Below are 11,355 nucleotides of genomic sequence, written 5' to 3'. Positions count from 1 at the left end.
ACGGCGGCGGCTACGTCACCGGCAGCACCAGCGACCCGCCCAGTGCCGTTCCGGTCACCGTCGTCCCCACCACGTTGAACAAGTAGGTGCCCTTGGGCACCCTGGCGTCGGCCACGAAGTGCCCGATGCCGTCCAGGTCGCGGTAGGTGAGGAGGGGGCCCACCGGCCCGCCCGGCACCTTCTGGGCAGTGGCCCAGATCGCCGGCTGCATCTGGGTCTCGGTGGTTGCCGCCGCATTGAGGAAGGTGGCGTGGAACTCGGCCACCCCCAGGTTGAGCGGGTCGATGTAGATCTGCAGGATGCTGCCGTCGGGCAGGCTGATGTTGTAGACGGTGGGCGACCCCTTGAACGCCTGCGACTTCACCGGCTGGTCGGGTGACTCGGTGACCACCGTGACCGGCACCTGCACGGATTTCGTCGGCCCGTTCTCCACTGTGATCGTCAGGTTCCACGGCCCCAGGATGCCCATGTTGGCCCCCTTGCCGGTATAGGTGCCGAGCTTGCTGCGGGTGAGGTCGAGGTTGGACGGCCCCACCGCCGGGTTGTTGGCGGCGGTGAAGCCGATCGACACCTTCTGGGCGTCCTCGGGGGCCTGGGTCAGGAAGTTCCGTATGGTGACCGTGTAGGTGTCGAAGCCGGCCCCACCCGGGCTGATGCTCAGCCCGAGCTTGTAGGTCTCGGCGAAATCGGAGGCGCTGGCGGTGATCGGCGGCAGGCTGGTGACCTGGGCGGCGAGTTGCGCTGCGTGCTGCGCCGCCAGCACCGAGGTGGAGGGAGCCAGGTTCTGCAGCAGGCTGGTGGCGGCCAGGACGGCCGCCATGGTCATCAGCTCCACCCGCCCCGCCGCCCGCAAGCCGCCGGGATGGGCGTCCACCCGGCCCACGTTGCGGTAGCGGTTCAGCGCTCCCAGGGCGGCCAGGCCCCCGAACAGCACCACCTTGACGATGATCACCTGCCCGAAGCTGGTGTGGAACAGGCCCTTCCAGCTCCCGACCTCGTCGATGGCCCGCAGGGTGCCAGTGATCCCGACGGCCACAATGCTGATCCCGGCGAAGAACGAGAAGCGCTTCGCCGGGCCCGCCCGGTTGCCCTCGCCCAGGGGACCGAGGCACAGGAGCAGCCCGGCCAGGCCGCCGATCCAGATCCCGGCGGCGATGAAGTGCACCCACTGGGTGCCCACCCGGAACCAGATCCAGGTGGACCGGGCGTCGGCGTGGCCCTTGACCACGTCGGCCAGCATCGAGGCGAGCGTGCCGGCGGCGACAGCGAGCAGCCCGGTGCGGCGCGCGGCGCCGGGCCGCAGGAGCAGGACCAGCCCGATGGCGACCACCACCAAGGGCGCGGCGCGCAGCAGGAAGGCGTGACCGATGCTGCTGGACAGCGTGTCGGCCAGGCCCAGCTGGGCGCCAGCCCGGGAGGCCTGCAGGATGCCCACGGCCCCGATGAGCGCCAGCGCCCAGGACGCCAGCAACAGCCGCTGGAGCCGGCGGGGCGGCTGGCTGGCGGACCGCCCGCCCAGCGTCACCAGCTCGGTGAACGCCAGGCCCAGCAGGCCGATCAGCCCGGCCAGGTACAGCCAGCGGGCCACGGCGGCGACCTCGGACGGGCCCGGGGATCTGACCGAGGGCCCGGACCCGGCGGTGCTGGTGGGGGGGGCCTCGCCGACGCCGAAGCTGAAGGACCCGGTCGCCAGGTGGCCGTCCACGGTGGAGATCGTTTTCCAGGTCACCGTGTAGTCCCCCTTGGGCAGGGTGCCGGGGATCGGGAGCGCCACGGCGGACGCCGGCTGGCCCGGGACCCGGGCGGGATGGCCGCTGGCCCACTGCTTCCCGGAGGTGTCCAGCACCTGGATCAGGGAGTGGGCCAGGTCGGGCGTTTCGCTGTACGTGATCTCGATCTCGGTGGGCGGGGTCTGCAGCGTGGCCCCGTTGGCGGGGCTGGTGGTGACGGGCAGGGCGTGCGCCGACGCGCCGACCCAGGCCCCGGGCCCGACGACCGCCACCAGGCCAACGGCGAGGGCGAAGGCGAGGTTCAGTCCAGCACGGATGCGGCGGCGCATCATCAGGCTCCTCTCCTCCGCCTCCCGACGCCGAAGCTCCCGAAGCCCAGCACCACCGCCACCGCGATGGCCACGATGGCCAGGGTCCGGGCCGTGCTCGCAGTCTTTCTGGCCGCGTCCGCCGAGGCCTTGGCGGCGTTGGCGGCGGCGGTCTCGGTCGCCAGGGCGGCCTGCAGGTTGGTGATGGCGTTGCCCAGCGTGGCCGGGCCCTGGACCGGCGACGGGAACTCGATCTTGCTGGGGTCGTTCGCCGAGTCAAAGGTGGAGTCGCCCGAGGAGGCCGAGACGCTCACCTTCGTCGAGTTCACCTCACCGGCGACGGTGAAGGTGTAGGTCCCCGGGGCCTCGGGGATGAGCGGGGCGTCGTACTCCGCCGGGTCGCCCAGCCCGGTGTCCGGATCGAAGGCGGCGGCCAGCGGTTGTGCCGTGCCGGTGACCCCACCGGCCGCGACGGTCACCGTCAGGGTGACGTTGCTGGACACCGCGGCCCCGGTGGGGCTGCCCTGATGGACGAAGACCTGGACGGCGTTGGGCTCGCCGACGTAGCACGGCTCGGTCATCCAGCCGAAGGTGATGGCGTAGGGGCCGGCGTTCTGGGTGGTGTGGGCGAGCGCCGGGGCGGCGCCCAGCACGCTGAAGGCGGCGGCGAGCGAGGCCACGAAGCCCAGGGTGAGCGCGCCCGCGCACAGACGCATACGTCGCACAGACGGTTCCTTTCTGGAGAGGGATCTGGAGGTGAGGAGCTGGCGACCTACGCCGCCCGCGGCGGCCCCCGGATGCCGAATGCCTCGACCCGGGGGGCCACCGCGGGCGCCTCCGGGGCGGGCACCACTGCAGTGGTGCGGGGAGGGGTGGCGGCCGGCCGGCCCCGGACTCCCAGCTGCCCGGCGCCTTCCCCGGCGAGGTCGATCCCGAAGAGGAGCAGCCCCCCGAGGGCACCCACGGCCAGCTGCAGCGCGATGCCCACCGGCAGGATGAGGAACAGCCCGCCCAGGGGGACACCGGACAGGAGGCGCTCGGCGACCTCCAGGACCACGAAGGCCCCCGCCTGGGCGACGGCCGGAAGGACCAGGGCCCAGAGCAGCGGCGAGCGCCCCCGGATGGCGGCCCGGCCCCGACGGAAGGCGAGCAGGAAGCTGGCGATGGCGCCGATGCCTGCCAAGGCCGCGCCGCCGGCGACGGCCGGGGGCAGGTAGGCGTGCCCGGTGCTGGCCAGCAGCACGGCCCGCTGGATGGCGTTAGGGGCGATGAGGCGGTAGACGAGCAGGTGGCCGACGAACAGGCCCGCCACCGCCACCGAGAGGCTCCGGGCCGCGCGCATCCCTGGATGGGACTGCGTGGAATACGGGAACCGTGTCACCGCTTTTAAGTCTATGTCCGGGGATTAGGTTTCGTGGATCTGCGAGGATCTATCTATGCTGGAACTGCCGATCGAACAGACCGCCGGTACCGAGGTGGCGCTGCCCTCGTGGCGCCTGTGGGTGGTGCCGCTGTCGGCCGGCATCTTTGCCGGGGCGGCGGCCTTCGAGGTGCTGCCCTACGCCCGCACCCGGGCCGGCGTGCCGGCCACCATCATCTGGGCGCTCGCCGGGCTGGGGTTCTTCGTGGCCATCCACCAGGGCCTCGACGCGCTGGGCCATCAAGGCGCCTCGTGGGCCTCGACGCTGGGCATGTGGCTGCACTCGTTCCTGGAAGGGGTGGTAACCGCCACCGGGTACGGGGTGAGCGTGGCCCTCGGCGTGCTGCTCTCGGCCGGGCTGGTGGCCCACCTGATCCCCGAGGCGACCGCCCTGGTCGCGGTGCTGCGCCGGGAGGGCCTCACCAACCGCCAGGCGGTGGTCCGGGCGGTGGCGTCGTGGGTGCTGGTGGTGGCCGGGTTCCTGGTGGTGAAGTACGCCCTGCACCTGGTCTCGCCTCCCGAGCTGGGGGCCGGGCTGGCCTTCGGGGCCGGGGGCCTGGCCTACCTGGCGATCGTGAGCTGGAAGGGGCGCCAGGGCGCCCTGGCGGGGAGCCTGCTGGCGGTGGCCACCGGCATCACCTTGATGGGCGTCGTGCACTTCGCCTGAGCGGAGGCCGTGCCCCAACCGTGGGCAAGCTCGACCTGGCGGTGGCCGAACCTGGGGCCTACCCACTCGAAACGGCGACGGCACAAAGGGAGTGCCGATTCTCTGCGGGGACTCGCTAGGCCTTCGCCAGGCGCACCTCGAGCGGCGCACCTTCCACCTCCACCGACTTGGAGAACCCGCCCGCCGGGGCCGCCGCAAGCCGCTCCACCCCGAGCACCTCGCCGAGGATCCACGCCTCGTGCGCCTCGATGGCCCCGGCCAGCTCGCCGGCGGCTCCCAGCCACAACCGGATGCGGTCGGAGATCTCCAGGCCCGCCTCCTTGCGGGCGTCCTGGACTGCCCGGACGACCTCACGCGCCAGGCCCTCGGCCCGCAGCTCGGGGGTGATGTCGGTGTCCAGGGCCACGGCGTAGCCGCCCTCGTGCTCCACCTCGTAGCCCTCCCGGCGTTCGGCGCGGACCTCGAGGTCGGTGGCGTCGAGGGTGATCGTCTCCCCGTCCATCACCAGCGCGGTGGGCCCGCCCACCGCCAGTTCATCGCGCATGTCCCGCAGCTCCGCCGCGGACAGCCCGGCGATGGCGGCGGCAATGGCCGGCATGCGCTTGCCGAAGCGGGGCCCGAGGGCCCGGAAGTTGGGCTTGATGGTGTAGTGGACCAGCTCCTCGAGGCTGTCCACCAGCTCCAGCTCCTTCACGTTGAGCTCCTCGGCCACCAGCCGGGCCATCTGGGCGACGCCCGGCCGCTCGGCGGCCGGGACCACGGCCAGCGCCCGGGGGAGCGGCTGGCGGGTGCGCAGCTTGGCCTTGGCCCGGGCGGCCCGGCCGAGGGCCACCAGCTGGCGGGCCAGGCGCATGCGATCCATCAGGTCCCGATCGACCATCCCCGGGTCGCCGGCCGGCCAGGACGTCAGGTGCACGCTGCCCCCCGATGCACCGGCCCCGGTGAGGTTGGTGTAGATCTCCTCGGCGATGAACGGGGTGTACGGGGCGGTCAGCTGGGCGATGGTCACCAGGCACTCCCAGAGCGTGGCGTAGGCGGCGGCCTTGTCCGTCGCCTCCAGCCCCTCCGAGCGCCAGAACCGCCGGCGGCTCCGGCGCACGTACCAGTTGGAGAGGTCGTCCACCAGGGCGTCGAGGCGCCGGCCGCCCCGCAGGGCGTCGTAGGACTCCAGGGCGTCGGTGACCTCGGCGACGGTGTCGTTCAGCTCGGCCAGCATCCAGCGGTCCAGCTCCGGCCGCTCGGTCACCGGCACCGCCTGAACCTGGGCGGGGTCGAAGCCGTCGAGGTTGGCGTAGGTGACGAAGAACGAGTAGGTGTTCCACAGCGTGAGCAGGTACCGGCGCAGGAACTCCTCGACGACGCCCGGTCCCAGCCGCCGGTTGGCCCAGGGCGAGCCGCTGGTGAACAGGTACCAGCGCAGGGCGTCGGCCCCCTGCGCATCGAGCACCGACCAGGGGTCCAGGACATTGCCCGTGCTTTTCGACATCTTGCGGCCGTCCTCATCCACGATCAGCCCCAGGCACAGCACCTGCTTGTAGGAGCTGCGCCCGAAGACCAGCGTGGAGACCGCCATCAGCGAGTAGAACCACCCCCGGGTCTGGTCGAGCCCCTCGCAGATGAAGTCGGCGGGGAAGCGCCGGCGCACGGTCTCGACCCCGGTGCGGGGGTAGCCCCACTGGGCGAAGGGCATCGAGCCCGAGTCGTACCAGGCGTCGATGACCTCGGGCACCCGGTGCGCCTCCTGGCCGCACTCCGGGCAGGCGAAGGTGACCTCGTCCACGAAGGGCCGGTGCGGGTCCAGCCCGGTCAGGTCCCGCCCGGCGAGCTTGGAAAGGTCCTCCCGGGAGCCGGCGACGGTGCGGTGGTTCTCGGGGCACTCCCAGATCGGCAGGGGGGTCCCCCAGTACCGGTCCCGGGAGAGGGCCCAGTCGATGTTGTTCGCCAGCCAGTCGCCGTAGCGGCCGTGCTTGATCGCCTCGGGGTGCCAGGTGGTCTGCTCGTTCTGGGCGAGGAGGCCCTCCCGGAACCTGGTCGTCCGCACGAACCACGAGCTCTTGGCGTAGTACAGCAGCGGCGTGCCGCACCGCCAGCAGTGCGGGTAGTTGTGCTCGTAGGCGACCTCCTTGAAGAGCAGGTCCCGGGCCGAGAGATCCTCGATGACCACCCGGTCCGCATCCTTCACCCACATGCCCGCCAGCGGCCCGGCCTCAGGCACGAAGTGCCCCGAGCGGTCCACCAGGTTGACGAAGGGCAGCCCGTGGCGCCGCCCGGCCTCCAGGTCCTCGGTGCCGAACGCCGGGGCGATGTGCACGATGCCGGTGCCGTCGGTCGTGGTGACGTACTCCTCGTCGATCACGAACCAGGCGTCACTGTCCGGCTCGACGTAGCGGAACGGCGGCGTGTAGTGCTTGCCGACCAGCTCGGAGGCGGGGAAGGTCTCGATGATGCGGGCGCCCTCGTTCAGCACCTGGGTGACCAGCTCCTCGGCCAGGATCACTGGCCGCTCGTGGCCCCATGCCACCTTGGCGTAGGTCACCTCCGGGTTCACCGCGGCGGCCAGGTTGGAGGGCAGGGTCCAGGGTGTCGTCGTCCAGACCAGGAGGTCGGCGTCGCCGTCCACCAGCGGGAAGCGGACGTAGACGCTGGGGTCGGTGACGGTGCGGTAGGAGCCGGCGTAGTTCAGCTCGTGGTCGGAGAGCGCGGTCTCGCACCGGGGGCAGTAGGGGACCGACTTGTGGTCCTGGAAGAGCAGCCCGGCGTCGTACAGCGCCTTCAGGCTCCACCACACGCTCTCGACGTACTCCGGCCTCATGGTGAGGTACGCCTCGTCCATGTTGATCCAGAAGCCGATGCGCTCGGTGAGGCGCTCCCACTCGGCCACGTAGCGCAGCACCGACTCCCGGCACGCGGCATTGAACCTCTCGATGCCGTACTCCTCGATCTGAGCCTTGCGGTTGAAGCCCAGCTCCTTTTCGATCTGCAGCTCGACCGGCAGGCCGTGGCAGTCCCACCCGCCCTTGCGGTGGACGTAGCGGCCCCGCATCACCTGGAACCGGGGGAAGATGTCCTTGAAGATGCGGGCCTCGACGTGGTGGACGCCGGGGCGGCCGTTGGCGGTGGGCGGCCCCTCGTAGAAGACCCACTCCGGTGCCCCCTCGTTCTGGGCCAGACCGCGGGCGACGATGTCGTGGCGCGCCCAGTAGGCCAGGATCCGCTGCTCCACCTCGGGGAACCGGACCTGGGGCGCGACCGGGCTGAACGGAGGAGCCATGGTCCGCCCACTATAAAGGGGCTGTGCGGGCTTCCCCTTTCCAGGCAGTCGCGGACGGCGTCGTGGTGGCCGTGTTCTGCCAGCCCGGCGCGGTGCGGACCGCCGTCATCGGGATGCACGCCGGCGCGGTCAAGGTGAAGGTGAAGGCGCCGCCCGAGGGCGGCAAGGCCAACGACGCCCTCCTCGAGCTTCTGGCCGAGCGGCTGGGCGTCCCCCGGTCGTCGGCCACGCTGCTGTCCGGTTCGCAGAGCCGCAACAAGCGGGTGCACGTGCTCGGACGGAGCCCGGAGGAGGCCGCCGCCGCCCTCGGCGCCAGCGTTGACTCCGGTCTTGACTGGCCGCAGCCATAGTGGTATGGTTCGCCGAATTTTCCCCCCGCATCCTTCTGCTGCAGAAACGTTTCATTCATCCGCTTTAGTGCTTCCTGTGGGCGGTCATGCCAAGCAAAGTCAGCAAGCCCGAACTGCCGGACGGGGAGCCGAAGGTCGCTCCCCGGAAGGCCGCGCCCGCCGCCGCCAAACCGGCCCCGAAACCGGCGGCCAAGGGGGCAGCAAAGCCGGCCCGGAAACCGGCGGCCAAGGCGGCTGCGAAGCCTGCTCCCAAACCGGCGGCCAAGGCGGCTGCGAAGCCTGCCGCCGTGAATCAGCCCGCCAAGCCCGCCGCCAAGGCCGCTCCCAAGGCAACGGCGAAGGCCGCGGCGGCCAAGCCGGTTTCCAAACCCACCCCCAAGCCCGCTGCGGCCAAGCCGGCTCCCAAGCCCGCGGCCGCACAAGCCTCGCCCAAGCCCACCGCCAAGGCGACGCCTGCGGCCCCCAAGCCGGCTGCGGCCGCCTCCGTCCCCGTCGCCCGCACGGCGTTCGACGCCGAGACGCTGGCCGGGATCCGGGGGGCCCTGGTCCAGCAGCGCGAAGAACTCCAGCGCCAGCTGACCGAGATCGAGGAGGTCACGTTCAACTCCTCGCAGTCCGAGATCTCGGGCGAGGTGAGCTACGACGAGGACTTCGCCGACTCCGGGTCGTTCACCTTCGAGCGGGAGAAGGATCTGTCGATCGCCAACAATGTCTCCGACCTGCGCTCGAAGATCGACCGTGCCCTCCACAAGATCGACGACGGCACGTACGGCATCTGCGAGTCGTGCGGCAAGCCCATCGAGGGCCCCCGGCTGAAAGCGCTGCCCCATGTCACGCTGTGCCTGAAGTGCAAGAAGGCCGAGGAGCGCCGGTAGCCCGCCCAAGAGCGCTGCTGGCTGGCATGGTCGCCCTCACGGTGGCCTATGACCAGATAAGCAAGGCGCTTGCCGTTCGCCTCCTGGCCTCCGGGCGCCCGATGCGCATCCTCGGCACCCTCCTGGACCTCCAGCTCACCCGCAACCCGGGCGGTGCCTTCGGCTTGTTCCCGAACTCGCCGGTGCTGTTCCTGGCCCTCACCGCGCTGATCGTCGGGGCGGTCCTGGTCCTCGGGCTGCGCAGTTCCCAGGCGCCGGTCCCGCTGGGGCTGGTGGCCGGCGGGGGGCTCGGCAACCTCATCGACCGGGTGGTCCGGGCCCCCGGGCACCTGCAGGGCCGGGTGGTGGACTTCATTCACTTCCGCTACTGGCCCACGTTCAACCTGGCCGACAGCTCCATCGTGGTGGGGGTCGGCTTGCTGCTGCTCCTCGAGCTCCGGCGGCGGTAGGGCCGTGCGCTTCGTGGTGCCCGACGATGCCGCCGGAGCCCGCCTGGACGCCTGGCTGGCCGGTGCCGGCGGGTGGTCCCGCAGGGAGGTGCAGGACATGGTCGAGGCGGGCAGGGTGACGCGGGAAGGGGGCCCGGCGGCGAAGTCCCACCGCCTGGTGGCCGGTGAGGTGATCGAGGCTGAGGCGCTGCCTGAGCGCACCGTCGAGGGACCCGACGCCGAGTACCGGATCGTGGTCGAGGACGACCACCTGGCCATCGTCGCCAAGCCCGCCGGGGTCGTCGTGCACCCCGCCCCCGGCACCCGGGGGCCCACGCTGGTGGACGCTCTCGCCCGGGTCATGGCGCTGGCCCCGGCGGCGGGGGGGAGCCGGCCGGGCATCGTGCACCGCCTCGACAAGGACACCTCCGGCTTGCTGGTGGTGGCGAAGACCGACGACGCCTACCGGGGCCTGGTTGCCGCCATGCAGGCCCGCAAGATCGCCCGCACGTACCAGGCCCTCGTCGCCGGGGTCTTCGGGATGCCGGCCGGGCGCATCGAAGCCCCGGTGGGCCGGTCGCAGCGTGACCGGACCAGGATGGCGGTGGCGCCTGGGGGCCGGGAAGCGGTGACCGAGTTCACGGTCTCGGAGCGCTTCGAGCGGCCGGCGCCCGCCTCGCTCCTCGAGGTCCACCTGCATACCGGCCGCACGCACCAGATCCGGGTGCACCTGGCGCACATCCAGCACCCGGTCGTCGGCGACACGACCTATGGCCGGGCCGCGGCCGGGCTTGCCCGCGCCCTCGGGCTGCACCGGCCCTTCCTCCACGCCCTCCGCCTAGAGTTCGTACACCCGGTGACCGGGATCCGGATCGAGGCGATCGATCCTCTCCCCGAGGATCTAAGAAGGGCCTTAAGTGACCTCCGGAGCGTGCCGAATTAAGGAGTGCTCATGTGGCCGGCAGCCATGCTGTCGGGTCGAACGCTTAATCGGTCGCATCGCACTCGCCAGAAGGAGGCAGCATCCCGATGAAGACGCATCGCTTCCGGCCGGCCACCCTGATCGTTATCGGGGCAACAGCTACGCTGGTTGGTACACTGCTGTTCGCCCCGTTTGCTGGTGCCCAGCCCCCGTCATCGACCCCCGCCCCGATCCTCCCCCCCGGGTTGGCCGGCCTGGCCAGCGCCCGGGTGTGCAGCGACCCGGGTCCGGGAGAGGCAAGTTGCACCGCCCGGGTCATCGTGGATGGCCACGGAGCGCCGCTGACCAACGCCAACCCCGTGGGCTACGGCCCCACGCAGTTCCAGTCGGCGTACAACCTGACGGCGGCGGCGGCCACCAACGGCGGCACGATCGCTCTGGTGGACGCCTACGACAACCCCTACGCCGAGTCCAACCTGGCCACCTACCGCTCGACGGAAGGCTTGCCGCCGTGCACGACGGCCAACGGCTGCTTCAAGAAGGTCAAGATGACCCGGTTCGGGCGGGGCCCGTCCGGCAACAGCGGCTGGGGGCTCGAGGAGTCGCTCGACCTGGATGCCGCGTCGGCGGTGTGCCCGAAGTGCAGCCTCGTCCTCGTCGAGGCCTACTCGGCGTCCTTCACCGACCTGGGCAACGCGGAGAACACCGCTGCCAGCCTGGGCGCCAAGTCGATCTCCAACAGCTACGGCGGCAACGACGGTGCCGGGGAGTCGGCCTATGACTCGTACTACAACCACCCCGGCGTGGCCATCACGGCCAGCACCGGCGACACCGGCTTCCAGATCGAGTACCCGTCGTCCTCGCCCTACGTCACTGCGGTCGGCGGCACGACCCTCCAGACGTCGACCAACGCCCGGGGCTGGGTCGAGTCGGCCTGGAACAGCGGCGGCAGCGGGTGCAGCAAGGGCGAATCCCAGCCGACCTGGCAGGCGGCGGTGAGCACCCTGACCGCGGTGTGCGCCATGCGGGCGACCGCCGACGTCTCCGCCGATGCCAACCCAAACACCGGGGCGGCGGTGTACGACACCTACGGCTACGGCGGCTGGATCCTCGTGGGCGGGACGAGCCTGGCTTCGCCGCTCGTCGCCGGCGTGTACGCCCTGGCGGGCAACACCGCCTCGGTGACCAACAGCTCGTACCCCTACCTGCACGGCACGTCCGCCAACCTCAACGACGTCACCAGCGGGACCAACGGCAGCTGCGGCAACGCCCTGTGCACCGCCGGCGCCGGCTGGGACGGCCCGACCGGGCTCGGCACGCCGAACGGGACGGGCGCCTTCTAGCACCGAACTGGCAGTGACGCGGGGGCCGGGGCGACCCGGCC

General features: G+C 71.6%; 10 protein-coding genes. 6 read left to right on the top strand and 4 right to left on the bottom strand.

Annotated elements, in window-relative coordinates; translation table 11 throughout:
• Positions 1 to 10 precede the first annotated feature (10 nt).
• From VFW71_08435 to VFW71_08425, 3 genes are read right to left on the bottom strand one after another with little or no spacing between them, the layout of a single operon-like run.
• Positions 11 to 2,062, bottom strand: a complete 2,052-nt coding sequence (locus tag VFW71_08435; GenBank protein HEU5002790.1) for a copper resistance protein CopC — start codon at positions 2,060 to 2,062, stop codon at positions 11 to 13.
• Positions 2,062 to 2,763, bottom strand: a complete 702-nt coding sequence (locus tag VFW71_08430; GenBank protein ID HEU5002789.1) for a hypothetical protein — start codon at positions 2,761 to 2,763, stop codon at positions 2,062 to 2,064. The genes VFW71_08435 and VFW71_08430 overlap by 1 nt, the downstream gene beginning before the upstream one ends.
• Before the next feature lie 47 nt (positions 2,764 to 2,810).
• Entirely contained in the window at positions 2,811 to 3,380 is a 570-nt protein-coding gene (locus VFW71_08425) for a hypothetical protein (GenBank protein ID HEU5002788.1), read from the bottom strand.
• Positions 3,381 to 3,474: 94 nt separating this feature from the next.
• Between VFW71_08425 and VFW71_08420 the strand changes: the two genes are divergently transcribed.
• Positions 3,475 to 4,125 (top strand): hypothetical protein, encoded by a 651-nt coding sequence (locus VFW71_08420; GenBank protein ID HEU5002787.1) that lies wholly within the window; start codon positions 3,475 to 3,477, stop codon positions 4,123 to 4,125.
• Between the two features lie 115 nt (positions 4,126 to 4,240).
• Here VFW71_08420 and ileS read toward each other — a convergent pair whose 3' ends face one another.
• The gene (ileS, locus tag VFW71_08415) at positions 4,241 to 7,396 is read right to left on the bottom strand and encodes an isoleucine--tRNA ligase (GenBank protein ID HEU5002786.1); all 3,156 of its coding nucleotides are present in this window, start codon (positions 7,394 to 7,396) and stop codon (positions 4,241 to 4,243) included.
• A gap of 23 nt (positions 7,397 to 7,419) precedes the next feature.
• On the opposite strand from ileS, the gene VFW71_08410 reads away from it, so the two are divergent.
• The 5 genes from VFW71_08410 (at position 7,420) to VFW71_08390 (ending at position 11,314) form a co-directional block, all read left to right on the top strand.
• Positions 7,420 to 7,746 (top strand): DUF167 domain-containing protein, encoded by a 327-nt coding sequence (locus tag VFW71_08410; protein HEU5002785.1) that lies wholly within the window; start codon positions 7,420 to 7,422, stop codon positions 7,744 to 7,746.
• Positions 7,747 to 7,832: 86 nt separating this feature from the next.
• Positions 7,833 to 8,621: a TraR/DksA C4-type zinc finger protein gene (locus VFW71_08405; GenBank protein HEU5002784.1), complete on the top strand. Its 789-nt coding sequence runs from the start codon at positions 7,833 to 7,835 to the stop codon at positions 8,619 to 8,621.
• A gap of 26 nt (positions 8,622 to 8,647) precedes the next feature.
• Complete coding sequence (gene lspA, locus VFW71_08400) at positions 8,648 to 9,070, top strand: signal peptidase II (protein ID HEU5002783.1); 423 nt, start codon at positions 8,648 to 8,650, stop codon at positions 9,068 to 9,070.
• Positions 9,071 to 9,074: 4 nt separating this feature from the next.
• Positions 9,075 to 9,992, top strand: coding sequence for an RluA family pseudouridine synthase (locus VFW71_08395; GenBank protein HEU5002782.1), 918 nt, complete (start codon positions 9,075 to 9,077; stop codon positions 9,990 to 9,992).
• Positions 9,993 to 10,078: 86 nt separating this feature from the next.
• Positions 10,079 to 11,314 carry a S53 family peptidase gene (locus VFW71_08390; GenBank protein ID HEU5002781.1) on the top strand — a complete coding sequence of 412 codons (1,236 nt, stop codon included), beginning with the start codon at positions 10,079 to 10,081 and terminating at the stop codon, positions 11,312 to 11,314.
• The last annotated feature ends 41 nt before the right edge of the window (positions 11,315 to 11,355 follow it).

It is taken from the genome of Actinomycetota bacterium (genome assembly GCA_035765775.1).
In the GTDB taxonomy this organism is placed as follows: domain Bacteria; phylum Actinomycetota; class CADDZG01; order JAHWKV01; family JAOPZY01; genus DASTWV01.
This window is presented reverse-complemented; position numbering and strand designations above follow the sequence as displayed.